Consider the following 25,775-nt stretch of genomic DNA (forward strand, 5'->3'; position numbering starts at 1 on the left):
AGCCCTGACTCGACTCGCACTCTCCGCTCAACCACGAATTTAGGTCGCGCAACCTCTCTGATCTCAGAGTAGCAATCTCGAAGCCGTTCTCCTCCTCCTCCCTCCCTCCCTCGTTGGCTTCGAGGCGTTCTGCGACCGCTTTTATGACCAAGGCCCGCATCCACCACGATGCGGGCCCTTTTTCTTGTCGAATTACCGCGCGACTGCCGTGGATCCAGCTTTGCTGGGCCACTGGCAGTGCCCCCTTGAGGGGGCCGGCGAAGCCGGTACGGGGTGGTCTATTTCAACCAGCCCTTGCGGCGGAAATAGATGAAGGGCGCGGCGACAGACAGCAGCATCAGCACGAGGGCGAATGGGTAGCCCCAGCTCGACTCCAGTTCCGGCATGTTCTTGAAGTTCATGCCGTAGATCGATGCGATCAGCGTCGGCGGCAGCAGGGCGACGCTGGCCACGGAGAATATCTTGATGATCTTGTTCTGGTTGATGTTGATGAAACCGACCGTGGCATCCATCAGGAAGTTGATCTTGTCGAAGAGGAAAGCCGTGTGTGAGTCGAGTGAATCGATGTCACGCAGGATCTGGCGTGATTCCTCGAACTGCTCGGCGTTGAGCATGCGGCTGCGCATCATGAAACTGACGGCACGGCGCGTGTCCATCACATTGCGGCGGATGCGGCCGTTCAGGTCTTCCTCGCGCGCGATGGCCGACAGCACCTCGCCGGCGGCGGCGTCGGTCACGTCGCTCTTCAGTACGCGTACGCTGACGGCCTCGAGCTTGTCGTAGATGCCCTCGAGCACGTCCGCCGAGTACTCGGCGTCGGCGTCGTAGAGCTTGAGCAGCACGTCCTTGGCATCCTCGATCAGGGCCGGGATGCGCCGCGCACGCAGCCGCAGCAGGCGAAACACCGGCAGGTCCTCGTTGTGGACGGAGAACAGGATGTTGTTGAAGAGGATGAAGGCCACGCGCACATTGCGCGCCGACTTGCCGTCGGGGCCCTCGTCGCCCTCGATGAGGAAGTCGGAGCGGATGTGCAGCTCGCCGTTGTCTTCCTCGTAGAAGCGCGCCGATTCCTCCAGGTCCTCGTCGACGATGTCCTCGGGGATGGTCAGGCCGAAGCGGTCGCGGATCCAGCCTTTCTCCTCGGCGCTCGGGCTTTCAAGATCGACCCAGACCGGGCGCGACTGGGCCAGGTCCTCGGCGGTTTCGATTTCTTCCTGGAACAGGCCACCCTTCAGGCGCCCGTTGTCCAGCGTGAACACATTCAGCATGCATCGTCTCCTGGCAGCGCTGGCCAGACTGGCGAAAGGACGACGACGCAGCGCCGTCCGGGGTGGCGGGATTCAGGTCAACCGTCTCACTCCGGGCGGGGCCTCAGGAAGGCCGGCAGCGGGAGTGGACGGTCACCGAGGGTGATCGCTGTCCAAGAAGGGCTCCGTAGGGGGAATAGCCGCGGATTATTGCACCCGCTCAAGACGTGAAAGAAGCCGCGAAAACGAGGCCCTCCAGCCGACAAACGGTCACCGTCATCCCCTTGTCATGCCGCAGCTTCGCGAGCAAACTGGACTCGTCGATTTCCCCACTCCCACCCACCTCCGCTACCCGAAAGACCCCTCCTCCTCCCTCCCCTTCGTCTTTAGTTTTCTGGTTTGTTTTCCGACCCATTCCTCTGAAAGGAGGCTTTATGAATCTGACGATCAGTGGCCATCATCTCGACGTCACGCCCGCTCTGCGCGAGTACGTGCTCACCAAGCTGGACCGTGTGACCCGCCACTTCGACCAGGTCGTTGACATCAACGTCCTGCTGACCGTGGAGAAGCAAAAGGAGAAGGAACGCCGCCAGCGCGCGGAAGTGACCCTGCATGTGAAGGGCCGCGACATCTTTGTCGAGCAATCCCACGAGGATCTGTACGCCGCCATTGATCAGCTGATGGACAAGCTGGATCGCCAGGTCTGCCGCCACAAGGACAAGGTGCAGGATCACCACCACGCCTCGGCCAAGCGCCTCGAGGTACCTGCACGCTGAAGCCCCTGGCTCATCTCACGGCGGCCTTTGGGCCGCTTTTGTTTTGGCTCTTTGCGCATTGATTCGTGATGGCTCACGTGTTGAGCCTGTGGGRAGGGATATTGGCTCGCACGGCCCCGGAGTCTGGGGCGACGGGAGTCACAGATGCGCAGCCGAGAACTCAAGAGGATGCTGGCCGAGGTATCGAAGCTGACGCCGGGGCAGCGGCAGGAGTTGATGCAGGCYTTGAGCGGCGCCGACGAGGTCGTGCAGGTCGTACAGACGGTGCAATCGCGACCGCTGGCCTGTCCGCACTGCCAAGGTGAGCGCGTGGTTCGCAATGGACACGCCAGCGGGTTGCAACGCTACAAATGCCGCAGYTGCACCAGGACCTTYAACTCGCTGACCGARACGCCGCTGGCTCGGCTGCGGCAAAAGGGGAAATGGGAGCGCCAAGCCCAAGTGCTGCGCCAGGGCTTGAGCGTGCATCAGGCCGCGGACAYCCTGTCGGTGGCTCCCAGCACGGCCTTCCGCTGGCGTCACCGCTTCCTGCAACTGGCCCAGGGCGTGAAGGCCCGAGTGCTGCAAGGCGTGGTGGAGGCCGACGAGACCTACTTCCTGCGCTCCAGCAAGGGCCAACACGTGCAGGCCCGCAAGGCTCGACGCCGAGGCGGCAGCGGAGCCAAGCGCAGGCTGTCCGACGAACAAGAGCCGGTGTTGGTGGCGCGAGACCGCTCCGGCGCAACGGCCGATTTCATCCTGCAACGCGCCGGCAAGGCTCAGACCATCGCGGCGTTGGCGCCGGTACTGGCCCCGGACGCTGTGCTGTGCACGGACTGCAGTGGCTCGTTAGGAGCAGCAGCCAAGCATTTGGGCGTTGAGCACCATGCGCTGAATCTCTCCCGAGGTGAGCGGGTGCAGGGCGCTTGGCACATCCAGAACGCCAACGCGTATCACGCCAGGCTCAAGAACTGGATACGCCGCTTCAATGGGGTGGCCAGTTCGTACCTGGCCAGCTACCTGGGCTGGTTCCGCGCCTTGGACCGGTCAGCCCAAACTCACCGACAGCCCGCGCCGTTCCTGGCTCTGGCTGTCGGTGCCTGATGCGTCATCAAGCAATGCGCAAAGAGCCTTTNCCTTGGACCGGTCAGCCCAAACTCACCGACAGCCCGCGCCGTTCCTGGCTCTGGCTGTCGGTGCCTGATGCGTCATCAAGCAATGCGCAAAGAGCCTTTGTTTTTGCGATGCACAATCCACGGTTGCTCGCGGCAATCGGTTGTTGCTGCAGTGCCGCAAAAACCCGCATTCATGGGTGCTCAGAGGCGTTTTCCACGTCTCTAGGGGCTACCGCCCACCCCAAAACGACGCAGGGTTCCATAATCTGTCGCTCTGATTGACCCACCTGCCCGGCACGGCCGCGCCTACCCGGCGCCCCCGATGCTTGGCCTCAACCCATGAACCGTCTCGCCGCCATCCTGCCTGCCGACAACGTGTTGGTGAACGTGGATGCGTCCAGCAAGAAACGCGCCTTTGAACACGCTGGCTTGCTGTTCGAAAACCACCACCAGATGGGCCGGGCGCTGGTCACCGACAACCTCTTCGCCCGCGAGCGTCTGGGCTCGACTGGCCTGGGACACGGCGTCGCCATCCCGCATGGCCGCGTCAAGGGCCTGAAAAACCCGCTGGCTGCGGTGCTGCGGCTGGGCCAACCCATCGGCTTCGACGCGCCGGACGACGAGCCCGTCGGCCTGCTGATCTTTCTGCTCGTGCCCGAAGCGGCCACGCAGCGTCATCTGGAGATCCTGTCCGAGATCGCCGAGATGCTGTCCGACCGCGAACTGCGCGAGCAGCTCAAGGCCGAACCGGACGCCGCCACCCTGCACAAGCTGATCGCGGCCTGGGAGCCGCTGAAATCGGTCGCTTGATGCCGCTTTTCGACGCTTCGCGTAAACCCTTAGCTTGAAACCCACATCGATCAGCGCGGAAAGGCTTTTCGAAGAGCACCGCGAGGCCTTGCGCTGGGAGTGGATCGCCGGCCACGCCCACCCGGAGCGCCGCTTCGACGAAGCCGCCGTGCGCGATGCGCAGAGTGCGGCTGACCTGGTCGGCTACCTGAACTACATCCACCCCTACCGCGTCCAGATCGTCGGCCGTCGGGAGGTGGCCTATCTGAACCAGGAAGGCACCGACGTTCAGGACCGGCGCATCTCCCGCATCGTCACGCTGGAGCCGCCGGTCATCATCGTCGCCGACGACACCCTGCCGCCGCCGCGCCTGGTTGCCATGTGCGACCGCGCCGAGATCCCGCTGTTCCGCACCAATGAGTCTGCCGGCCATGTCATCGATCTGGTGCGCGGCTACCTGTCCCAGCTGTTCGCCAACCGCACCACCCGCCACGGCGTCTTCATGGACATCCTCGGCCTGGGCGTGCTGCTGACCGGCGAATCAGGCCTGGGCAAGAGCGAACTCGGCCTGGAGCTGATCTCGCGCGGCCATGGCCTGGTCGCCGACGACGCGGTCGACTTCTTCCGCATTGCCCAGACCGCCATCGAGGGCCGCTGCCCCGAGCTGCTGCTGAACCTGCTGGAAGTGCGCGGCATCGGCCTGCTCGACATCAAGTCCATCTTTGGCGAGACGGCCGTGCGCCGCAAGATGCGCCTCAAGCTCATCGTGCACCTGGTGCGCAAGGAAACGATGGAGCGCGACTTCGAGCGCCTGCCCTACGAGCCGCTGTACGAGGATGTGCTCGGCATGCCGGTGCGCAAGGTCGTCATCGCCGTGGACGCGGGCCGCAACCTGGCCGTGCTGGTCGAGGCCGCCGTGCGCAACACCATCCTGCAGCTGCGCGGTATCGACACCTACAAGGAATTCGTCGAGCGCCACCAGCGCGCCATCGACAACGGCTCGATGGATTGAAACCCCTCGCCCAGCCTCGCGTCGCTACACGCGAGCGCGTCTGGTCGGTCCCCCAAGGGGACGGCGATGCTTGCGGCATCAAGCCGCAAGCACATCGCCAGAGCGGGCCGGCTAGGGAACGGCCCTGCGCTCGGCCCGCGGCGAGCGCTCAGCTGCGGTTCGGGCAGTCCGTCTTCAGGCAGGTCGCGTACAGCGCCAGCGAATGCTCCTGCAGCTGGAAGCCACGTTCGCCCGCGATGGCGTGCTGGCGCTCCTCGATGCCGGGGTCGAAGAACTCCTCGACCTTGCCGCAGTTCAGGCAGACCAGGTGGTCGTGGTGGTGACCCTCGTTGAGCTCGTAGACGGCCTTGCCGGTCTCAAAATGGTTGCGGCTCAACAGGCCCGCCTGCTCGAACTGCTGCAGCACGCGGTAGACCGTCGCCAAGCCAATGTCGGCGCCCTCGCCAAGCAAAGCCTTGTAAACATCTTCAGCGGTCATGTGTCGCTGCGCCGCGCGCTGGAAGATCTCCAGGATCTTGATGCGCGGCAGCGTCGCCTTGAGGCCGCTGTTCTTGATGTCGCTGGTCTGGTTCTTGGCGGAAGAGGGCATGGCGGGCGCAAAGGAGGCCGGGAGGCCCCCGCTAGAATCCGCCGATCATAGCCAGCCGGCCTGCCGGCCGGCGCTTCCCGTCCCCTCCCTGCCCCTTCAGCCAGCCGCCCGATGCGTCCCCTGCTTGCCTCTCTCCCGCTGCTTGCGCTGCTCGGCGGCTGTTCCTACCTGCCCACCTGGGATTCCCTGCCAACCCTGCCGTCCGTCACCGGCGAAAAGGTGCTGGGGCTGCTGACGCCCTATCGCGTCGAGGTGGTGCAGGGCAATGTGCTGACCAAGGAGATGGTCGCCCGCGTCAAGCCCGGCATGCCCAAGGCGCAGGTGCGCGACCTGCTCGGCTCGCCGCTGCTGACCGACGTCTTCCACGAATCGCGCTGGGACTATGTCTTCACGATCCGCCGCCAGGGCACTGCCTACCAGCAGCGCCTGGTCGTCGCGACCTTCGATGGCGACAAGCTGAAAGAGCTGACGGTGCCTGACGACCTGCCGGCCGAGAATGACTTCGTGGCCGCCATCAACACCTTCAAGCCCAGCAGCAAGGTCCCGAAGCTGGAGTTGAGCGAGACTGAGCGCGACGCCCTGCCCCTGCCCAAGAAGAGCGCCGACGCTGCGCCGACGGCCGCCGCCGAGGGCCCTGCGCCGGGCCGCACCTATCCGCCGCTGGACGCTGCTCCGGCCAAGGCAGGTTCGTGATCAAGGTCGCTGTCATGGGCGCCTCCGGGCGCATGGGCAAGATGCTCGTCGAGGCCGTCGAAGCCGCCGGCGACTGCGCTCTGCACGTCACGCTGGACAAAGGCGACGACGTGCGGGCGGGCCTTGCCGGCGCCGACGTGATGATCGACTTCACGCGCCCCGAGGCGACGCTGGTCCATCTGGCCGTCTGCGCCGAACTGGGCATCAAGGCCGTCGTCGGCACGACCGGCTTCGACGAAGCCCAGAAGGCCGAGATCGCCAGGTTCGCCGAGCGCACGGCCATCGTCTTCGCGCCCAATATGAGTGTCGGCGTCAACGTCGTGCTCAAGCTGCTGGACATGGCCGCCCGCGCGCTGAACGAGGGCTACGACATCGAGATCGTCGAGGCCCACCACCGCATGAAAGTGGACGCCCCCAGCGGCACCGCGTTGCAGATGGGCCAGGTCGTTGCCGGCGCCCTGGGCCGCGACTTGAAGACCAGCGCCGTGTACGGCCGCGAAGGCGTCACGGGCGCGCGCGACCCGTCCACCATCGGCTTCGCCACCGTGCGTGGCGGCGACATCATCGGCGACCACACCGTGCTGTTCGCCGGCATCGGCGAGCGCATTGAAGTCAGCCACAAGGCCACCAACCGCACCATCTATGCCCAGGGCAGCCTGCGGTGCGCGCGCTTTCTGGCCGGCGGCAAGAAGGCCGGCCTGTTCGGCATGAACGACGTCCTGGGCTTCAACGGCTGATATGGGCGGCTTTGCGGACTTCTGGGCCCAAAGCGACCTGGTCGGCCGCGCGGTGGCGCTGCTGCTGCTGGCCATGTCCGTCAGCGCCTGGGCTTTGATCCTGTGGAAGGCCTGGCTGCTGCGCCGCGCCCGCCGCGGCCTCGTACGCGCCGTGCCGGCCTTCTGGGGCGCAGCTGGCGTGGCAGAAGGCCGCAGCGCGCTGCAGAGCTTCGACACCGAAGGCCTGCTGCTGCCGCTGCTTGACGCCGCCACGGCCGAGACCCGCAGCGCCACGCTGGACGCGGCAGGCAAGCGTGAATCCCGCCTGACCCGCCGCTTGCGCGATGCGCTGCATGCGGTGCTGGGCAAGCTGCAGTTCGGCCAGGTGCTGCTGGCCTCGGTCGGCGCGACAGCGCCCTTCGTCGGCCTGTTCGGCACCGTCTGGGGCATCTATCACGCGCTGGCCAGCATCTCCGCGGCCGGCAACATCACCATCGACAAGATCTCCGGCCCGGTTGGCGAGGCGCTGATCATGACGGCCGCCGGTCTGGCCGTGGCCATTCCCGCCGTGTTGGCCTACAACGTCTTCGGCAAGTTGGTCGCGGCCTGCGAGGCCGATCTGGAAGGCTTTGCGCACGACTTGCGCGAGCTTCTCGACCACGACTGATCATGAGCTTCGGGCGACTTGAAAGACCCGACGCGTCGCGACCGATGAGCGACATCAACATGACGCCACTGATCGACGTCATGCTGGTGCTGCTGGTCATCTTCATGATCACGGCGCCGCTGATGACGGCATCGCTGCGCCTGGACCTGCCCAAGAGCGAAGCCGCCACGCCCAGCGACGCGCCGAGCTTCGTCGCCGTGGCCATCACGCCGGACGGCAAGCTGCATCTGGGCGACGACGAGCTCGACGCCATGGCTTTTCAAAAGCGCATCGGCGAACTCGGCCGTGCCAATGCGCAGTTGGAAGTGCAACTGCGCGCGGACCGCAGCGTGCCTTACGGCCAGGTGGCCGAGCTGATCGGCTGGGTGCAGGCCGCCGGACTGAACCGCATCGCCTTCGTCGCGCAGGCCGCCGCCTCGGCCCCCTGAGCGAAAGGTCGGGCGGGAGGCCCCACCTACAATTTGGCCCATGAACGCCAAGACCGAAGCGCCCAGCTACAACCCGAACGAGATCGAAGCCACCGCCCGTGCCTACTGGACGGAGCGCGATGCCTACCGCGTCACCGAAGACGCTAGCAAGCCGCACTTCTACGCCTGCTCCATGCTGCCCTACCCCTCGGGCAAGCTGCACATGGGCCATGTGCGCAACTACACGATCAACGACATGCTGGCCCGCCAGCTGCGCATGAAGGGCTTCAATGTCCTGATGCCCATGGGCTGGGATGCCTTCGGCCTGCCGGCCGAGAACGCCGCGATGAAGGGCAAGGTGCCGCCGGCGCAGTGGACCTACTCCAACATCGCCCACATGAAGGCCCAGATGCAGGCCATGGGCCTGGCCATCGACTGGAGCCGCGAGGTCGCGACCTGCCAGCCCAGCTACTACAAGTGGAACCAGTGGCTGTTCCTGAAGATGCTGGAGAAGGGCATCGCCGAGCGCCGCACCCAGGTCGTCAACTGGGACCCGGTGGACCAGACCGTGCTGGCCAACGAGCAGGTCATCGATGGCCGCGGCTGGCGCTCGGGCGCGCTGGTGGAGAAGCGCGAGATCCCGGGCTACTACCTGAAGATCACGCAATACGCCGAGGAGCTGCTGTCGGCCGTCGCCAATCCTGAAGACCCGAACTACCTCAGCGGCTGGCCCGAACGCGTACGGCTGATGCAGGAAAACTGGATCGGCAAGAGCCAGGGCGTGCGCTTCGCGTTCCCGCATTCCATCGAAGGCGGCGGTGGGCGCCTGTGGGTGTTCACGACCCGTGCTGACACCATCATGGGCGTGACCTTCTGCGCCGTGGCGCCGGAGCATCCGCTCGCCACCGTCGCAGCCAAGGACAAGCCCGAGGTCGCCCGCTTCATCGAGGAATGCAAGGCCGGTGGCACGACCGAGGCCGAGCTGGCCACGCAGGACAAGAAGGGCGTGCCCACGGGCCTGTTCGTCACCCACCCGATCACCGGCGCCCAGGTCGAGGTCTGGGTCGGCAACTACGTGCTGATGAGCTATGGCGACGGCGCCGTCATGGGTGTGCCGGCGCATGACGAGCGCGACTTCGCGTTCGCGCTGAAGTACCAGCTGCCGATCAAGCAGGTCATCGACGTTGACGGCCAGGCCTACGACGACAAGAAGTGGGCCGAGTGGTATGGCGACAAGTCCAAGGCGCGCTGCATCAACTCCGGCGTGCTGGATGGCCTGGGCCACGTGGACGCCGTCAACAAGGTCGCCGAACTGCTCGCCGACAAGGGCCTGGGCGAGAAGAAGACCACCTGGCGCCTGCGTGACTGGGGCGTCAGCCGCCAGCGCTACTGGGGCACGCCCATCCCCATCATCCATTGCGATGGCTGTGGCGTCGTGCCGGTGCCGGAGAAGGACCTGCCCGTCGTGCTGCCCGACGACCTGATCCCCGACGGCAGCGGCAATCCACTGAACAAGCACGCGGCCTTCCTGAACGTCGCCTGCCCGAGCTGCGGCAAGCCGGCCCAGCGCGAGACGGACACGATGGACACCTTCGTCGATTCGTCCTGGTACTTCATGCGCTATTGCGACCCGACCAACGACCAGGCCATGGTCGCGGACGGCACCAAGTACTGGATGCCGATGAACCAGTACATCGGCGGCATCGAGCACGCCATCCTGCACCTGCTGTACGCGCGCTTCTGGACCAAGGCGATGCGCGACCTCGGCCTGGTGACGATCAGCGAGCCGTTCGAGAAGCTGCTGACCCAGGGCATGGTCTTGAAGGGCGCGTTCTTCCACAAGCCCGAGGGTGGCGGCAAGGACTACTACTGGGACCACGAGATCGACGTCATCCACGACGACAAGGGCGGCATCGCCGGCGCCAAGCTGAAGAAGGACGGCACGCCGCTCGAGTACGAGATGACGACCATGTCCAAGTCCAAGAACAACGGCGTGGACCCGCAGGCGCTGATCGACCAGTACGGCGCCGACACGGCCCGCCTGTTCGTCATGTTCGCCAGCCCGCCCGAGCAGACGCTGGAGTGGAACGACGCGGCCGTCGAAGGCGCCCACCGCTTCCTGAAGCGCGTGTGGAACTTCGGCGCGCGCAATGCCGACGCGATCAAGTCCGGCGGCCAGGACTTCGCCGCGCTGAACGGCGACGGCAAGGCGCTGCGCCGCGAGGTGCACAACGTGCTCAAGCAGGTCAGCTACGACTACGAGCGCATGCAGTACAACACCGTCGTCTCCGGCGCGATGAAGCTCCTCAATGCACTCGAAGGTTTCAAGGCTGAGGGCCAGTCGGCCGCCATCCGCGACGGCTTCTCGGTGCTGCTGCGCGTGCTCTACCCGGCCACGCCCCACATTGCCCATCAGCTCTGGCAGGACCTGGGCTTTGCCGCCGAACTCGGCGATCTGCTCGACGCGCCCTGGCCGACGGTCGATGAGGCGGCCCTGGTGCAGGACGAGATCGAGCTGATGTTGCAGGTCAACGGCAAGCTGCGCGGCGCAGTGAAGGTGCCGGCCTCGGCCGGCAAGGCTGCCATCGAAGCCGCGGCGCTGGCAACCGAGGAGTTCGCCAAGTTCAGCGAAGGCAAGGCGCCCAAGAAGGTCGTCATCGTGCCTGGCCGCCTCGTCAACATCGTCGTTTGATCGCAATGCAGCGTCGCCACCTCCTGCTGCTGGGCAGCGCAGCCCTCGCGGGCTGCGGCTTCGAGCTGCGCCACGAGCCCGTGCTCTCCTTCCAGACCTTGGCGCTGACCGGCTTCCCGCCGGAATCGCCGCTGGCCGCCGGCCTCAAGCGCCAGATCAAGCGCACACCGGTGCAGTTGCTGGACGACCCGGCCCGCGCCCAGGTCGTGCTGGAGGCCACCCGCGAGTTCCGCGACCGCACCGTCGTCGCGTCCACCAGCGTCGGCCAGGTGCGTGAGTTCCAGTTGCGCCTGCAGTTCGACTACCTGATCCGCACGGCAGCGGGCGAGCTGCTGGTGCCCAAGGTGGAACTGCGCCTGGCCCGCGACATGACCTACACCGAGACCTGGGCGCTGGCCAAGGAGCAGGAGGCTGCCAATCTGTACGGCGCGATGCACTCCGACGCAATCGCCCAAGTCATGCGCCGCCTCGCCGCCGTGAAGCTCCAAGGCTGATGCAGCTGCGCGCCGAGGGCCTCAGCGCCCATCTCGCCAAGGGCCTGGCCCGCATCTACACCGTGCACGGCGACGAGCCGCTGCTCGCGCAGGAGGCGGCGGACCAGATCCGCGCCGCCGCCCGCGCCAATGGCTTTGGCGAGCGGCAGATCTTCATCGTCAGCGGTGCCTATTTCGACTGGGCACCGGTGCTGGCTGCCGCGCAGGCCATGAGCCTGTTCTCCGAACGCCAGTTCATCGAGATCCGCATTCCCAGTGGCAAGCCCGGCAAGGAAGGCTCCGAGGCCCTGCAGCGCTATGCCCAGGCCGCGCCCGACGACGTGCTGACCCTGGTCACGCTGCCGCGGCTGGACAAGACTCAGCTCTCCAGCGCCTGGTTCATGGCGCTGGACGGCAACGGCGCGTCCATCCGCGTCGAGCCCGTGGAGCGACGCCTGCTGCCCGCCTGGCTGGCGCAACGCCTGCGCGCGCAGGGGCAGTCGGTGCCAGAGGGCGAGGACGGCCAGAAAGCCCTGGCCTTCTTCGCCGACCGCGTCGAGGGCAATCTGCTCGCAGCCCACCAGGAGTTGCAGAAGCTCGCCCTGCTTCACCCCAAGGGCGAGCTGACGCTGGAGCAGATCGAGGCGGCCGTGCTGGACGTGGCGCGCTTTGACGTCTTCAAGCTCAGCGAGGCCGTGCTGTCGGGCGGCGTGCCGCGCATGCTGCGCATGTTGGACGGCCTGGAGGCCGAGGGCGAGGCCGCCGTGCTGGTGCACTGGACGCTGGCCGAGGACGCGCGGGCTTTGGCGCGCGTGCGCGCCGCGCTGGACGCCGGCAAACCGCTGCCGCTGGCGCTGCGCGAGGCGCGCGTCTGGGGCGCCAAGGAGCGCCTCATTGAACGCATCGCGCCGCGGCTGGACGCCACCCAGGCCGGCGCCCTCGTGCAGGCCGCGCAGATCTGCGACGGCCTCGTCAAAGGGTTGCGCCACCCCGACTGGCCCAGCGACCCGTGGGCCGGCCTGCGCCGCCTCGCGCTGCTGCTCGCCGAGGCCGCAAGCGGTAAAACTGGGGCAGCCCTGGCTGCCCGTTGAGCCCGATTGGGCTATCGTCGGGGCGGTAAACCTGCCGCCATGCCACCGTCTCTTCACCAAATCGTCGCTGCTGCCCTTGCGCTGAGTTCGCTCTCCGCCCAGGCCGTGCCTGTCACCGTGCAGTTGCGCGGGCCAGGCGGCCAGCCGTTGGCCGACGCTGCGGTGGCCATCGAGGTCAAGGGCCGCACCGGCAAGACCAGCTCCGCCAAGGCTGAGATGGGCCAGCGCGACCGCCAGTTCACGCCGCAGCTCCTCGTCGTGCAGACCGGCACGGCCGTCAACTTCCCGAACTTCGACACCGTGCGGCATCACGTCTACTCGTTTTCGCCCATCAAGGTCATCGACATCAAGCTCTATTCCGGCACGCCAGCCGAGCTCATCGTCTTCGACAAGCCGGGCGTGGCCACGCTGGGCTGCAACATCCACGACCGCATGAGCGCCCACATCGTCGTCGTCGACACGCCGACCTTCGGGCGCACGGATGACAAGGGCCAAGTGGCGTTCGACCTGCCGGCGGGCGAGCATGTCGTCAGGTCCTGGCACGGCGGCCAGAAGTCGCCCAACCTGCAGACCGTCAAGCTCGACGTGCCAGCGGGCGGGGGGCCGGTAGCCCTCACGCTCGCCGAGTAGCACCGCCGCAATGCGCTGGCCAGACTGGCTGAACCTGCGCCGCCTCGAGGGGCGCATCGTCGCTCTCTTCCTGGCGCTGCTGCTGGTCGTGCAACTGGTCAGCTTCGGCGCCATCCACGCCAGCATCACCCACAACGCCGAGGACTCGCTGGCCAGCGAGCTGCAGACCGGCGAGCGCGTGCTGCGCCGCCTGCTCGACCAACGCGCCGGCAAGCTGCGGGACGCGGCCGAACTGCTGGCCAAGGACTACGGCTTTCGCAGCACGGTCGGCCTGTCGCTGGCCGAGGCCGGCACCGTCGAGACCATCAAGGACGCCCTCGTCAATCAAGGTGAGCGCGTCGGCGCCTCGGTCGTCGCCTATTTCGACGACCAGCAGCACCTGGTCGCCGCCACGCGAGACGGCTCGGCTTCCTTCGGGGCGGCGCTGCGCCAGCTCACCCAGAGCAAGGACGGCGCGGCGCTGGCCGTGCAGGGCAGCCATGTCTACCAGGTGGTCGCCGTGCAGGTGCGCACGCCGGCACCGGTGGGCTGGGTGTTGATGGCCTTTGCGCTGGACCGCGAGGTGCTGGACGATCTCAAGGCGCTGTCGGAGCTGCAAGGCGTTGTGCTGCTGCAAGGTCCGACCAGGCAGTGGCAGACCACCGTCGACAACCTCGATGGCAGCGCAGTCAATGCCTTGCGTGCTGCTCTGGGTCAGGCGGCTCCAGCCGACGGCATCGTCGAGCTGGCCGGCGAACGCATGCGCGCCCTCTTCGTGCCCCTGATTGGCGGCGATCAAGCCCTTGGCGTGCTGCTGTTGCGGTCGCTGGACGCGGCCCTGGCGCCCTACCAGCAGTTGCAGCTCGTCCTGCTCGGCCTGACCGTGCTGGGCGTCGTCGTCTTCGCCCTCGTCAGCGTGCTGCTGGCACGCGGCATCAGCAACCCCATCACGGCGCTGTCGGCCTCGGCGCGCCGGCTCGAGCGCGGCGACTACGACACGCCCGTGCCGTCGACTTCGCGGCTGGAGGAGGTGCACAAGCTGGCCCTGGCGCTGGAGAGCATGCGTGAGGGCATCCGCCGCCGCGATGCTCTCGTCAACAACCTGGCCTATGTCGACCCGCTGACGCTGCTGCCCAACCGCGCGCGTTTCGCCGAATTCCTGCAGCACCACCTGACCCACAGCAACACGCCGGGTGCCGTGCTGATGCTGGACCTGGACCGCTTCAAGCACGTCAATGACGTGCTCGGTCATGAGGTCGGCGACCGCCTGCTGCAGTCGGTCGCCGAGCGCCTGCAGGCGCTGTGCGCGCCGGCGCATTCGGTACTCGCACGCTTCTCGGGCGACGAGTTCGCCGTGCTGCTGGCCCATACCGACGCCCACGCCGCCAGCGAGGCGGCGCTGGCCATCCTGAAGGACTTCGAGCGTCCGCTGCAGATCGACAACGAGACCATCGACCTCGGCGCCGGCATCGGCATTGCCCTCTTCCCCGAGCATGGCCGTGAGGTCAACCTGCTGCTGGGCCGCGCCGAGCTGGCCATGTATGCGGCCAAGGCCCGCCAGTGCGGCAGCCTGATCTACCACGCCCAGCTGGACGCCGGCAGCCAGGAGTCGCTGTCCCTGCTGACCGAGCTGCGCCACGCGGTCGAGAAGGATGAACTGCGCCTGTACCTGCAGCCCAAGATCGACCTGCAGCAGGGCAGGATCCTCGGCGCCGAGGCCCTGGTGCGCTGGCAGCACCCGACGCGCGGCCTGGTGCCGCCGATGCAGTTCATCCCTTTTGCCGAGCAGACCGGCTTCATCCGCCTGCTCAGCGCCTGGGTGCTGTCCAACGCGGCCAGGTTCGCGCGCCAGGCCGCGGACGCGGGCCTCACGCTGCGGCTGTCGGTCAACCTGTCCACGCGCGACCTGATGGACCAGGACCTGCCCGCCAAGATCGAAGCCATGCTGGCGCCGCTGCAGGTGTCGGCCGAATCGCTGTGCCTGGAGATCACCGAGAGCACCATCATGGACGACCCCGAGCGGGCCCTGTCCACGCTGGAGCATCTGCATGCGATGGGCTTCAAGCTGTCCATCGACGACTTCGGCACCGGCTACTCGTCGCTGGCCTATCTGAAGCGCCTACCGGTGGATGAGCTGAAGATCGACAAGAGCTTCGTCATGGCGATGGAGCGCGACCTCGACGACGCCCGCATCGTGCGCTCCACCATCGAGCTGGCGCACAACCTCGGCCTCACCGTCGTCGCCGAAGGGCTGGAGACCATCAAGGCCTGGGCCATGCTGGCCCGCCTGGGCTGCGACGAAGGCCAGGGCTACTACATCTGCAAGCCCATGCCGCAGGAGCAGTTCATTGCCTGGGCCAAGAGCTGGCAGCCGCCGGACATCTCGGGCGTCACGGCCGAGAGCCTGATGGCCAAACTCGGCTGAACTGGCCCCTCGCCCGAGAGTACTCGAACGGTCTTGCAGACCGCGCTGCGACAGTGCCGCAGCCCTTCGGCAGGCACATGGCGCCCACTGGGCGCCATGTGTCCGGCCTCAGCCCCCGCGGGGACGCAGCCTCGCTTGGGGCGGCCCGGCGCTCGGCTAGTTATCGCGGTCTTCAAGGGCTTCGCACAGCGCGGTGAGGCCTGCAGTCACCGTCTGCAAGCGCACCGCATGGCGGTCGCCTGAGAAGTTCTCGCGCCAGACCTGGGCCGGCCGCCCTGCATGCACCAAGGCCAGCCAGACGGTACCGACCGGCTTGGCTTCGCTGCCGCCCGTCGGCCCGGCCACGCCGGTGACGGCCAGTGCCCAATCGATGGGTGCATGCGCCAGCAGGCCACGTGCCATGTGTTCGGCCACCTCGGCGCTGACGGCGCCGTGCAGCGCGATCAGGCCCTTGGGAACGCCGAGCAGTTCAGCCTTGGCCTCGTTGCTGTAGCTGACGACGCCGCGCTCGAACCAGGCGCTGGAGCCGCTCAGGCTGGTGCAGGCGGCGGCGATGAGGCCGCCGGTGCAGCTCTCCGCCGTGCCGATGCGCTCGCGCCGCTGGATCAGCGCCACGGCAATGCGGTCGATCAGTTCAAGGTCTTCGGCAAACATGCTTACCCCATCACAAAGCGGTAGAGCGCGATGACAGCGAGCGTACAGCCGGCGGCGACGAAATCGTCGAACAGGATGCCGAAGCCCTGCGCCCAGGTGACCGTGGCCCCGCGCTCGCCCTTGAAAAGCCGGTCCGCCCAGCCCACCGGCCCGGGCTTGGCCGCATCGAAGAAGCGGAACAGGCCGAAAGCAATGAGCTGGCCCAGCCAGCCCACCGGCGCGATCAGCCACAGGATGAGCCAGAAGGCCAGCACCTCGTCCCAGACGATGGAGGCCGGGTCGGGCGTGTTCATGTCGCGCGCCGTGCGCGTGCAGGCCCACCAGCCCACCAGCGTGCCGATGCCGATCAGCAGGCCCCAGGCCAGCTCGCTCATCCACGGCGAGATGACCCAGAACACAGCCCAAGCCCACAGGGTGCCGACGGTACCGGGCGCTTTGGGGCTCAGGCCACTGCCGAAGCCCAGCGCAATCCAGCGCGCCGGGTGACGCAGCATGAAGGCCGGCGTCGGACGGATAGGTGCGCCGCTCATGACTTGAAGTGGTCGAAGGAGCGCAGGCCGTGCTCTACGGCGGCGCCGCGAGCATCGACGACACGCAGGCCGGGCTCGGCTTCAATGACGCCGATGCGCGTCAATGCCACGCCCACATCGGGCAGCCGCACACCGGCCGGCGCCGTGAAGACGAGTTCGTAGTCATCGCCGCCTGCCAGCAGGCATTCGCGCTGCACGACAGCCAGCTGCGTGGCCAGCACCTCGCTGCGTGGCAACGCATCCAAGTCCAGCCGCGCGCCGACACGCGAGGCGGCGAGGATGTGACCAAGATCGCCGAGCAAGCCGTCCGACACATCGATGGCCGCCGTCGCGATGCAACGCAGCGCCTGGCCCAGTTCGACTCGCGGCGTTGGCAGCTCCATGGCTGTGCGCACGCAGTCGAAGCCGGCGCCGTCCAGCGCGACCGTGCCGCGAAACACTTCCAGCGCAAGGCGCGCGTCGCCAAGGCGCCCCGACACCCAGATCTCGTCACCCACGCGCGCGCCGCCGCGCAGCAGGGCCAGCCCCGGCGGCGCCTCGCCGAAGACGGTGATGCAGAGATTCAACGGCCCCTGTGTCGTGTCGCCGCCGATCAGCGGGCAGGCGTGGGCGTCGGCCAGGGCCAACAGGCCGCGCGATAAACCGGCCAGCCAGGCTTCGTCAACGCGCGGCAGGGCCAGGGCCAAAGTGAAGCCTCGCGGCGTCGCACCGCAGGCGGCCAGGTCGCTCAGGTTGACAGCCAGCGCCTTGTGGCCGAGGCGCACCGGATCGATCGTCGACAGGAAGTGCCGGCCCTCGACCAGCATGTCACTGGAAACCAGCCAGCGCGCACCGGGCGTGGGCACGAGCACGGCGCAGTCGTCGCCCACGCTCACCTCGACGCCAGCCACCGCGGGGCGCTGGAAGTAGCGCCGGATCAGATCGAATTCGCCCATGGCCGCGATTAGACCTTGTGGACATCCACAGCGCCCGGCGGGCCCTTGGGTGGCATGATTCCAGCCCCGTCGGCACCTTGTGATCCCGCCATGCTCAGCTCCGAAGAAAAACGCGCCCAACTCCGCCAGGCCGCTCTCGAGTACCACGAGTTCCCGACCCCCGGAAAGATTGCCATCGCGGCGACCAAGCAGCTCGTCAACCAGCACGACCTGGCGCTGGCCTACTCGCCTGGCGTGGCGGCGGCTTGCGAGGAGATCGTCGCGGACCCAGCCAACGCCTTCCGCTACACCTCGCGCGGCAACCTGGTCGCCGTCGTCTCCAACGGCACGGCCGTGCTGGGCCTGGGCAATATCGGGCCGCTGGCGTCCAAGCCGGTCATGGAGGGCAAGGGCGTCCTGTTCAAGAAATTCGCCGGCATCGACGTCTTTGACCTGGAAGTGGCCGAGAACGATCTCGACAAGCTGGTCGACTGCATCGCCGCACTTGAGCCCACCTTCGGCGGCATCAACCTGGAGGACATCAAGGCACCGGACTGCTTCTACGTCGAGCGCAAGCTGCGCGAGCGCATGAAGATTCCCGTCTTCCACGACGACCAGCATGGCACGGCCATCGTCGTCGGCGCGGCCTTCCTGAACGGCCTGAAGGTCGTCGGCAAGGACATCAAGAAAGTCAAGCTGGTCACCTCGGGCGCCGGCGCTGCGGCACTCGCCTGCCTGGGCCTGCTCGTCAAGCTCGGTCTGCCGCGCGAGAACATCTGGGTGACCGACCTGGCGGGCGTCGTCTACGAAGGCCGCACCGAGCTGATGGACCCGGACAAGGCCGCCTTCGCCCAACCCACGTCGCAACGCAGCCTGCGCGAGGCGATTGCCGGCGCCGACGTCTTCCTGGGCCTGTCGGCCGGCGGCGTGCTGAAGGCCGACATGGTCGCGACCATGGCCGCGCAGCCGCTGATCTTCGCGCTGGCCAACCCGACGCCCGAGATCCTGCCGGAAGAAGTCCAGGCTGTGCGCGGCGACGCCATCATGGCCACGGGCCGCACGGACTACCCCAACCAGGTCAACAACGTCCTGTGCTTCCCCTACATCTTCCGGGGCGCGCTGGACTCGGGCGCGACGACGATCAACGTCGAGATGGAGATCGCTGCGGTTCACGCGATCGCTGATCTGGCCCAGGCCGAGCAGAGCGAGGTGGTTGCCGCGGCCTATGTCGGCGCGACGCTGAGCTTTGGCGCCGAGTACCTGATCCCAAAGCCCTTCGACCCGCGGCTGATGATGCGCATCGCGCCGGCCGTCGCCAAGGCGGCGATGGACTCGGGCGTCGCGGCGCGGCCCATCCAGGATTGGGATGCCTACCGCGAGAAGCTGCAGAGCTTCGTCTACGCCTCGGGCAACACGATGAAGCCCATCTTCACCGCGGCCAAGCGCGCGCCCAACAAGCGCGTCGCCTTCGCTGAGGGCGAGGAGGAACGCGTGTTGCGCGCCGCACAGGTCGTCGTCGACGAAGGCCTGGCGCGCCCAACGCTGGTGGGCCGCCCGCAGGTCATCGCCGAGCGTTGCGAGCGCTTCGGCTTGCGCCTGCAGCAAGGCCGCGACTATGACGTCGTCAACGTCGAGCACGACGACCGCTACCGCGACTACTGGCAGACCTATCTGCAGATGACCGAGCGCAAGGGCGTCACCCAGCAGCTTGCCAAGATCGAGATGCGCCGCCGGCTCACGCTGATCAGCTCCATGCTGCTGCACAAGGGCGAGGTCGACGGCCTGCTCTGCGGCACCTGGGGCACGACCGCCACGCACCTGCAGTACATCGACCAGGTCATCGGCAAGCGCGCCGGCGTGAAGACCTATGCCTGCATGAACGGGCTGATCCTGCCGGGCCGCCAGGTCATGCTGGTGGACACCCACGTCAACTACGACCCGACCGCCGAGCAGCTTGCCGAGATCACCGTCATGGCCGCCCAGGAGATGTGCCGCTTCGGCCTGACGCCGAAGGCCGCCCTGCTGTCGCACAGCAACTACGGCACCAGCGACAAACCCTCGGCCGTGAAGATGCGCGACACGCTGGCGCTGCTGCAGCAGTTGGCACCCTGGCTGGAGGTCGACGGCGAGATGCACGGCGACACCGCTCTGGACGCCCCCTACCGCAAGCAGATCATGCCCAACAGCCCGCTGACCGGTGAAGCCAACCTGCTGGTGCTGCCCAATATCGATGCCGCCAACATCTCCTACAACCTGCTGAAGACCGCAGCCGGCGGCGGCATTGCCATCGGGCCGGTGCTGCTCGGCGCGGCCAAGCCGGTGCACATCCTGACGCCTTCGGCAACCGTGCGCCGTATCGTCAACATGACGGCCCTGACCGTCGCCGACGCGAACGCGGCACGCGCCTGAACCTGGCACCGGCTCCAAGGGGGAACAGGGCAAAAGCGCCCGGACTCCCCCAATTGACAGAAGTTTTCACGACCCAAAACTGCGTCATGCAGCTGTCAAGCTGCAAGTGAAATCAATCACTTAGGCGCGCGTGAGTGCTGGCTCACATGACCCTATTCCAGACTCTGGCGCCCGGACCGCGCTTGAGCTTTTGGGGTCGCTTCGGTACCATTACGGTTTCTCGTTCAGGGTTAACCCGTGTTTTTGCTCTCGTGGCTGGCGCGCTCCGGCGCCTCGGCGGTCACCACCGCCCTGCTGCTTTCCGGCTTGGCCGGAGGCGCGCAAGCCAAGGAAGCCGTCGGCGATAAGCCCCCCACCGCAACGCCCGCTCTGGCCGAAATTTCGCTGAGCGAGCTGCCCGCCCAGGCCCAGGAAACGCACCGGCTCGTTCTCGCCGGTGGCCCGTTTCCTTATGCCAAGGACGGCGTGGTGTTCGGCAATCGCGAGCGTCTGCTGCCCCGCAAGGCTCGCGGCTTCTATCGCGAATACACGGTCAAAACCCCTGGCGCCCGCAACCGCGGTGCCCGCCGCCTCATCTGCGGTGGCACGCCGCCGACGGCGCCCGAGATTTGTTACTACACCGACGATCACTATGCCAGCTTCAAGCGCGTCCGCGCCCAAGCGGCCCGGTGAAGTCGAGGGTTCAGCAGTTTTGTGACTTGAAAGGAGGAACGCGACCATGCTTTTGCAGACCGTCCGTCCCAATATCGTGCAGGCCATACGGGCCTACAGGGTCGAGGACTTGATGCAGGCCGCCCAAGAAGCGGGCCAGCATTTCCTGTACGCCAACCTGTCGGAGGCGCAGTCCAAGCAGGACGTGCTCGATGGCATCGCGCAGGCCTTCCTGTTTCCAGCGCATTTCGGCAAGAACCTGGACGCCCTGCATGACTGCATGACCGACCTCGTCCACAAGTCCGGCTCGCAGCCAGGCTTTGTCGTGGTGCTGGAGCAGTTGCCCGACAACGTGCGGTTCGACCGCGAGGCGCGCGAGCAATTGCTCGATGTCTTCCGCGACACGGCCGACTACTGGGCCGACAGGAAGATCCCCTTCCGCTGTTTCTATTCTTTTCAGTAGCCCGCTCCCAAGAAAACGGGTCATGGGAGCGGGCTGCTGAGGTGGCCCCGGTTATTGAGAAGCCCGCGCCGAAAAGCGCGAAGACGGCGATTGGCAACCCCAACTTCGGCATGAACATGCCGATGATGTGCAGTGCTTTCGACACGTCGATGTGGCTCAGTGCGGCGTGATGCGCTGAACCCTTCGATGAAGAAACGGGACCCTCGGGTCCCGTTTTTACTTAGGGCCCCAAGGGCCCCAATGTCATTTCTGCTGCGGCACTTCGAGCGCCAGCGCGACGAATTCGTCGACCGGCACTTCCTCGGCACGACGCTGCAGGTCGAAGTGGCCTGAAAAGCCGCGCTCGGCCAGCCAGTGGCCCAGGCTGTGGCGCAGCAGCTTGCGGCGCTGCGAGAAGGCGCTGGTGACCAGGGCCCCCAACAGGGCCGGGTCTACCGCTGGCGGCTTGGCCAACGGCTGCATGCGCACGATGGCCGAGTCCACGCGCGGGGGCGGGTCGAAGGCCTCGGGCGGCACGTCCAGCACCGACTCGATGTCGTAGCGCCACTGCAGCATCACGCTCAGGCGCCCGTAATCCTTGCCGCCCGGCCCGGCGGCCATGCGATCGACGACTTCCTTTTGCAGCATGAAGTGCTGGTCGACGACGTCGTCCACCGCGCTCAACAGGTGAAAGAGGATGGGCGTGGAGATGTTGTAGGGCAGGTTGCCGACCACGCGCAGCTTGGCGCCCTTGGTGGCGGCCAGCGCCTTGAAGTCCACCTTGAGCACGTCCGACTCGACGACCTCGACGTCGTCGCGCTTGCGCAGGCGCGCTGCCAGGTCGCGGTCCAGTTCGATGACGGTCAGCGGCTTGTGTCGCTCCAGCAGCGGCAGCGTCATCGCGCCCAGGCCGGGGCCAATCTCGACCAGGGTCTCGCCCGGCTGCGGATCGATCAGGTCGACGATGGCCTCGATCAGCGCTTTGTCGGTCAGGAAATGCTGCCCGAAGCGCTTTCTCGGAATATGGGACTTCATGACTTACCGAGTGACTGCCGTGGAACCGGCTTTGCCGGGCCACTGGCAGTGCCCCCTTGAGGGGGCGCGCGAAGCGCGTAGGAGGTGGGTCAATCCAGCCATTCCCGGACTTCGACAAACGCCTTCGCCCGCAGATCCTTGACCCACTCCTGGTAGGCCTCGTCGTATTTCTGCTCGCGCAGTGCGGCGCGGGCCTGGTCGCGCAGCTGCTTCATCTCGACATCGACCGTGCGGCGCTCCAGCACCTGGATCAGGTGCACGCCGAAGCGCGACACCACCGGTCCCGAGATGCCGTTCAGCGGCAGCGCGTTCATCGCTTCCTCGAACTCCGGCACGAAACCGCCGGCAGCCATCCAGCCCAGGTCACCACCCTCGGGGGCGCTGCCGTCCTCGGAATTGGCGCGGGCGAGTTGCTCGAACTTGGCCGAACCGGTCTCGATCTGGCGCTTGAATTCGGCCAGGCGGCGGGCCGCGACTTCGGCCGTCAGCTGTGCCGAGGGGCGCAGCAGGATGTGACGGGCATGGGTCTGCACGGCCTGGGTCAGGGATGCGCCACCTTGGCGCTCGACGACCTTGAGGACGTGAAACCCCGCGCCGGTGCGCAGCAGCTGGGGTGCGACCTCGCCGCTCTTGAGCCCCTTGACGGCATTGACGAAGACATCGGGCAGCCGGTCGGCTGGGCGCAGGCCGATCTCGCCGCCGCGCGCCTTGTTGCTGTCCTCGGACACCTCGCGGGCGACGCGGGCAAAGTCCTCGCCGCCCTTGATGCGGGCCAGGGCGGCCTCAGCCCGAGCGCGGCGTTCCGTGACGACGCTTTCCGGCGCGCCATCGGGCACCGGCACCAGCACCTGGGCGAGGTTGACCATGCCGCCGCTGGCGAGTTCATTGCGCTTCTTGTCGAGGTAGGCGTCGATCTCGGCGTCCGTCACCTTGATGCGCCCCTGCACTTCGCGCTCGCGCACGCGCTCCGTCATCATCTGGTCGCGCAGGTTCTCGCGAAAGCTCTTGTAGTCGGTGCCGTCGGCCTTGAGGCGGTCGCGCAGCTGCGCCATGGTCAGCTTGTTCTGCGCGGCGACGTTGGCGACGACGCGATCCAGTTCGGCCTCGTCGATGCGCGCGCCGTTTTCACGGGCGTAGGTGACGAGGACGCGGTCTTCGATGAGGGCCTCCAGCGCCTGCTTGCGCAGGCCGGCCGTCTCCGGCATGACCTCGCCCTTCTGGCGGGCTTCCTGGCGCAGGCGTTCGGTGCGCTGGATGACCTCACTGGCGGCCACGACGTCCTGGTTGACGACGGCGGCGATGTAGTCCCCCGGCTGCAGCGTCGGCGTCTGGGCCTGGGCCTGGAAAGCGGCCAAGGCCAGCGTCACGGCAAGAAAGAGGGGAGCTAGGCGATAGATCATGGTTGGAAATCTGAACTCGGTGAGCGATCGGAGCTCAGCCTTCGGTAACCGGGCACATTGTCCTTCAAGACTTTGAGGGCGTTCGAACCGAGCTGTGACAGGCCGACCAGCTCCAGCTGCAGCATCAGCCGCGTGTTGGTTTCGGCGCGACCGGTGGACAGCCGCTCGACGCCCCAGCGCAGCACCCAGCAACCGGCGTCGTACTCGAAGCCCATGACCGAATCGGTCAGGCGCCGGTCGCGCAGTGAGTACTGCACGCGGCCGGCGCTGTACCAGGCGCCGCCGCAGGCCTTGCTGTCGGCGCCGCGCGAGGTGACGGGCGTGCCGTAGATCGGCCACTGCCAGGCGAGTTCAACCTGTTCGCTTTGGCCCCGCGCCAGCCGGTAGGCGACGCTGACGGTCTTGTACGCCCCCGGCGAATAGCGCGCGCGCAGCACCGAGCGCACTGAACGGTTGGTCTCGGGGTTGAACTCCAGCGTGCCGTCGGCCCACCACTTCTCGTCCAGGTGGGCGGCGGCGGCCAGCAGCAGATCGGAGAAGCGCTGCGTGACGGGCTGACCGTCGGGCGTGATCTTCTGATCGCGGAACAGAAAGCGCTGCACCGCGCCCAGACGCAGGATCTCCTCGCCCGTGTTGGTGCCGATCCAGCGGCTGGTCACGCCCGCGCTCAATGCATGCAGGTCCGACACCCGGTCCACGCCCGAGAAGGGGTTGTCGGTGTAGATGGAGTCGAAGTTGAAGTCCTTGGCCGCAGCGTCGAAGTTGGGCAGGTTGGCCTGGTCGCGGAAGGGCGTGTTGACGTACAACAGCCGCGGCTCAAGGCTTTGGCGGTAGTCGCGGCCGAACAGCGTCGTGTCGCGCTCGAAGACCCAGCCGTGGTCGATGCTCAACGTCGGAACGATGCGGCCCATGCGCCGACGGCCGTCGGGCTGGGGCCGGTCGAGGTCGTAGGCAGCCGCATTGAAGGAAGCCCGCGGGATGAACCACCAGGCCTCGCCACCCAGCGGCGCGCTGATGTGGCCGAGCGCATGCACGCGTTGGCCGCCACGCGCCTGGCCGGCCAGGGCCGAGCCCGGCAGGTCGAAACGGTTGTATTCCAGCTCCAGCCCGCCCTCCAGCCTTGCCTTGCGGCCCCAGGGGCGGAAGCTGTCCAGCACCGCCTCGTCGGCCGACGTCGTCACGCGCACACCGATCTGCGGGCTGCGCTGGAAAGGTGAATCGAACTGCGAGGGAACGTCGGTGCCCTGCAGCGCCTGCCAGCGCTGCACGCGGGCATAGGTGTCGATGACGCCCCAGGACAGCTCGCGCTGGCGGTTCAGCGTGAAGTCATTGGCCAGCAGGCGCGGCGTCTGGCTCTCGACGCGGCGCGACATGTCCTTCCAGTAATCGTCATCGGACACGCGCTCGCTCTTGAGCCGGTAGCGCCAGTCGCCAAAGACATGGCCGTCGTTGTTGAGCTTGAGGCTCCAGCGCGAACGGCCGAAGACGCGGTCACCGGGCAGCAGGTCGACGTTGATGCGGCCGGCATGGCCAGGCTCGAGGTAGCGGAACTCGCTGTCCAGGCCCACGCCGCGCTTGCTCATGATGAAGGGCGTGAAGGTCGCATCGCGCTGCGGCGCGATGTTCCAGTAGTAGGGCACGCCGAACTCAAGGCCGCTGCGGTTGTCCAGGAACAGGTTGGGCGGCAGCCAGCCGGACTTGCGCGCCGAGCTGAGCGGGAAGCTCAGGGAGGGCGCCGCCAGCAGCGGCATGCCGAGGAAACGCAGCACGGCGCCGTCGGCCTGGCCCTCGTTGGCGGCCAGGTCCATGCGCAGCTGCTTGGCGGTGATCTGCCAGGCCGGCTCCTGGTTCTCCACCGCGGGGCAGCTGGTGTAGCTGCCCTCGGTAGCGCTCATGTGCTCGCTGTCCTGGAACTTCAGCACCTTGGCCTTGCCGGCGCCGCCCGTGGCCGCGAGGAAGAAGCGGGGCGTCAGGAACTCGCCCTCGAACCGGCTCACATAGAGCTGCAGCAGCGGGCCTGAGAAGACATTGCCGTTGTGGTTGATGCGCACCTGGCCTTCGGCCCGGGCCAGGTCGTCCACGACGCTGTAGTCCAGCTTGTCGGCGTTCAGCACCAGCTCGCCGTAGCGCAGCTCGACGTCGCCCAGGCCCTCGGCCTTCTGGTCCAGCTGGGCCGAGACCTTGTTGGCACTGATGACCAGGGCCGGCTTGGCACCGCTCTTGGACACCGGCCCGAGCACGCGGCTGCCGCGCAGCGGCAGGCCCTCTGCGGGGTCGGCCTGCTGGGCAGACACCTGCCCCCAGGCGCACAGGGCCAGGGCAATGAGGAGGGTCAGCGGAGCTTGGGAGGGGGATCGGGTCGAGCGCGGCACGGGCGGCGAGAGCGGCAAAAGCTCGGTGTCGGTGAGGATGCCGGGGCCGGCGGTTCTTAGAATTTGATTATCCACGAGGGCCTCCCGC

General features: G+C 67.1%; 24 protein-coding genes. 16 read left to right on the forward strand and 8 right to left on the reverse strand.

Annotated features, from left to right (window positions below; all coding sequences use genetic code 11):
- Positions 1 to 278: 278 nt before the first annotated feature.
- Positions 279 to 1,268 carry a magnesium/cobalt transporter CorA gene (gene corA / locus ASC95_RS15590; protein WP_057298634.1) on the reverse strand — a complete coding sequence of 330 codons (990 nt, stop codon included), beginning with the start codon at positions 1,266 to 1,268 and terminating at the stop codon, positions 279 to 281.
- 413 nt (positions 1,269 to 1,681) lie between these two features.
- Here corA and hpf point away from each other — a divergent pair, with 413 nt between their 5' ends.
- The 4 genes from hpf (at position 1,682) to hprK (ending at position 4,918) form a co-directional block, all read left to right on the forward strand.
- Positions 1,682 to 2,023, forward strand: a complete 342-nt coding sequence (hpf, locus tag ASC95_RS15595; protein ID WP_057298635.1) for a ribosome hibernation-promoting factor, HPF/YfiA family — start codon at positions 1,682 to 1,684, stop codon at positions 2,021 to 2,023.
- Positions 2,024 to 2,167: 144 nt separating this feature from the next.
- Positions 2,168 to 3,106, forward strand: coding sequence for an IS1595-like element ISPels1 family transposase (locus ASC95_RS15600; RefSeq protein WP_057298636.1), 939 nt, complete (start codon positions 2,168 to 2,170; stop codon positions 3,104 to 3,106).
- A 350-nt stretch (positions 3,107 to 3,456) separates the two neighbouring features.
- Positions 3,457 to 3,927, forward strand: a complete 471-nt coding sequence (locus ASC95_RS15605) for a PTS sugar transporter subunit IIA (protein ID WP_057298637.1) — start codon at positions 3,457 to 3,459, stop codon at positions 3,925 to 3,927.
- A 34-nt stretch (positions 3,928 to 3,961) separates the two neighbouring features.
- Positions 3,962 to 4,918: an HPr(Ser) kinase/phosphatase gene (gene hprK / locus ASC95_RS15610; RefSeq protein WP_057298638.1), complete on the forward strand. Its 957-nt coding sequence runs from the start codon at positions 3,962 to 3,964 to the stop codon at positions 4,916 to 4,918.
- 148 nt (positions 4,919 to 5,066) lie between these two features.
- On the opposite strand, the gene fur is transcribed toward hprK, so the two are convergent.
- Positions 5,067 to 5,507: a ferric iron uptake transcriptional regulator gene (fur, locus tag ASC95_RS15615; RefSeq protein WP_056200069.1), complete on the reverse strand. Its 441-nt coding sequence runs from the start codon at positions 5,505 to 5,507 to the stop codon at positions 5,067 to 5,069.
- 111 nt (positions 5,508 to 5,618) lie between these two features.
- Between fur and ASC95_RS15620 the strand changes: the two genes are divergently transcribed.
- From ASC95_RS15620 to ASC95_RS15660, 9 genes are read left to right on the forward strand one after another with little or no spacing between them, the layout of a single operon-like run.
- Complete coding sequence (locus ASC95_RS15620) at positions 5,619 to 6,200, forward strand: outer membrane protein assembly factor BamE (protein WP_057298639.1); 582 nt, start codon at positions 5,619 to 5,621, stop codon at positions 6,198 to 6,200.
- Positions 6,197 to 6,937, forward strand: a complete 741-nt coding sequence (gene dapB / locus ASC95_RS15625) for a 4-hydroxy-tetrahydrodipicolinate reductase (RefSeq protein WP_057298640.1) — start codon at positions 6,197 to 6,199, stop codon at positions 6,935 to 6,937. The genes ASC95_RS15620 and dapB overlap by 4 nt, the downstream gene beginning before the upstream one ends.
- Position 6,938: 1 nt before the next feature.
- Positions 6,939 to 7,583, forward strand: coding sequence for a MotA/TolQ/ExbB proton channel family protein (locus tag ASC95_RS15630; RefSeq protein WP_057298641.1), 645 nt, complete (start codon positions 6,939 to 6,941; stop codon positions 7,581 to 7,583).
- 2 nt (positions 7,584 to 7,585) lie between these two features.
- Positions 7,586 to 8,011, forward strand: a complete 426-nt coding sequence (locus ASC95_RS15635; protein WP_057298642.1) for a biopolymer transporter ExbD — start codon at positions 7,586 to 7,588, stop codon at positions 8,009 to 8,011.
- A 40-nt stretch (positions 8,012 to 8,051) separates the two neighbouring features.
- Entirely contained in the window at positions 8,052 to 10,682 is a 2,631-nt protein-coding gene (leuS, locus tag ASC95_RS15640) for a leucine--tRNA ligase (RefSeq protein WP_057298643.1), read from the forward strand.
- A gap of 5 nt (positions 10,683 to 10,687) precedes the next feature.
- Complete coding sequence (lptE, locus tag ASC95_RS15645) at positions 10,688 to 11,176, forward strand: LPS assembly lipoprotein LptE (RefSeq protein ID WP_056200082.1); 489 nt, start codon at positions 10,688 to 10,690, stop codon at positions 11,174 to 11,176.
- Positions 11,176 to 12,246, forward strand: coding sequence for a DNA polymerase III subunit delta (holA, locus tag ASC95_RS15650; protein WP_057298644.1), 1,071 nt, complete (start codon positions 11,176 to 11,178; stop codon positions 12,244 to 12,246). The genes lptE and holA overlap by 1 nt, the downstream gene beginning before the upstream one ends.
- 39 nt (positions 12,247 to 12,285) lie before the next feature.
- Positions 12,286 to 12,876 (forward strand): methylamine utilization protein, encoded by a 591-nt coding sequence (locus tag ASC95_RS15655; protein ID WP_057298645.1) that lies wholly within the window; start codon positions 12,286 to 12,288, stop codon positions 12,874 to 12,876.
- Between the two features lie 10 nt (positions 12,877 to 12,886).
- Entirely contained in the window at positions 12,887 to 15,280 is a 2,394-nt protein-coding gene (locus tag ASC95_RS15660; RefSeq protein ID WP_057298646.1) for a bifunctional diguanylate cyclase/phosphodiesterase, read from the forward strand.
- Between the two features lie 156 nt (positions 15,281 to 15,436).
- On the opposite strand, the gene ASC95_RS15665 is transcribed toward ASC95_RS15660, so the two are convergent.
- The 3 genes from ASC95_RS15665 to thiL are packed head-to-tail and all read right to left on the reverse strand — an operon-like array spanning position 15,437 to position 17,399.
- Positions 15,437 to 15,934 (reverse strand): CinA family protein, encoded by a 498-nt coding sequence (locus ASC95_RS15665; RefSeq protein ID WP_057298647.1) that lies wholly within the window; start codon positions 15,932 to 15,934, stop codon positions 15,437 to 15,439.
- Positions 15,935 to 15,936: 2 nt separating this feature from the next.
- Positions 15,937 to 16,464, reverse strand: coding sequence for a phosphatidylglycerophosphatase A (locus ASC95_RS15670; protein WP_057298648.1), 528 nt, complete (start codon positions 16,462 to 16,464; stop codon positions 15,937 to 15,939).
- Entirely contained in the window at positions 16,461 to 17,399 is a 939-nt protein-coding gene (gene thiL / locus ASC95_RS15675; RefSeq protein ID WP_057298649.1) for a thiamine-phosphate kinase, read from the reverse strand. The genes ASC95_RS15670 and thiL overlap by 4 nt, the downstream gene beginning before the upstream one ends.
- Before the next feature lie 90 nt (positions 17,400 to 17,489).
- Here thiL and ASC95_RS15680 point away from each other — a divergent pair, with 90 nt between their 5' ends.
- The 3 genes from ASC95_RS15680 (at position 17,490) to ASC95_RS15690 (ending at position 20,901) form a co-directional block, all read left to right on the forward strand.
- Positions 17,490 to 19,787 (forward strand): NADP-dependent malic enzyme, encoded by a 2,298-nt coding sequence (locus ASC95_RS15680; RefSeq protein ID WP_057298650.1) that lies wholly within the window; start codon positions 17,490 to 17,492, stop codon positions 19,785 to 19,787.
- A gap of 243 nt (positions 19,788 to 20,030) precedes the next feature.
- On the forward strand, positions 20,031 to 20,459 hold the full coding sequence (locus tag ASC95_RS15685; protein ID WP_235537943.1) for a ribonuclease: 429 nt from the start codon (positions 20,031 to 20,033) through the stop codon (positions 20,457 to 20,459).
- A 46-nt stretch (positions 20,460 to 20,505) separates the two neighbouring features.
- The gene (locus ASC95_RS15690) at positions 20,506 to 20,901 is read left to right on the forward strand and encodes a barstar family protein (RefSeq protein WP_057298652.1); all 396 of its coding nucleotides are present in this window, start codon (positions 20,506 to 20,508) and stop codon (positions 20,899 to 20,901) included.
- Positions 20,902 to 21,144: 243 nt separating this feature from the next.
- On the opposite strand, the gene rsmA is transcribed toward ASC95_RS15690, so the two are convergent.
- The 3 genes from rsmA to ASC95_RS15705 all read right to left on the reverse strand — a co-directional run bounded on the left by rsmA (position 21,145) and on the right by ASC95_RS15705 (position 25,762).
- Positions 21,145 to 21,915, reverse strand: a complete 771-nt coding sequence (gene rsmA / locus ASC95_RS15695) for a 16S rRNA (adenine(1518)-N(6)/adenine(1519)-N(6))-dimethyltransferase RsmA (RefSeq protein WP_057298653.1) — start codon at positions 21,913 to 21,915, stop codon at positions 21,145 to 21,147.
- A gap of 89 nt (positions 21,916 to 22,004) precedes the next feature.
- Positions 22,005 to 23,315: a peptidylprolyl isomerase gene (locus ASC95_RS15700; protein ID WP_057298654.1), complete on the reverse strand. Its 1,311-nt coding sequence runs from the start codon at positions 23,313 to 23,315 to the stop codon at positions 22,005 to 22,007.
- Positions 23,312 to 25,762, reverse strand: a complete 2,451-nt coding sequence (locus tag ASC95_RS15705; protein WP_235537944.1) for an LPS-assembly protein LptD — start codon at positions 25,760 to 25,762, stop codon at positions 23,312 to 23,314. The genes ASC95_RS15700 and ASC95_RS15705 overlap by 4 nt, the downstream gene beginning before the upstream one ends.
- Between the last annotated feature and the right edge of the window lie 13 nt (positions 25,763 to 25,775).

It is taken from the genome of Pelomonas sp. Root1217 (assembly GCF_001425705.1).
Classification (GTDB): domain Bacteria; phylum Pseudomonadota; class Gammaproteobacteria; order Burkholderiales; family Burkholderiaceae_C; genus Pelomonas.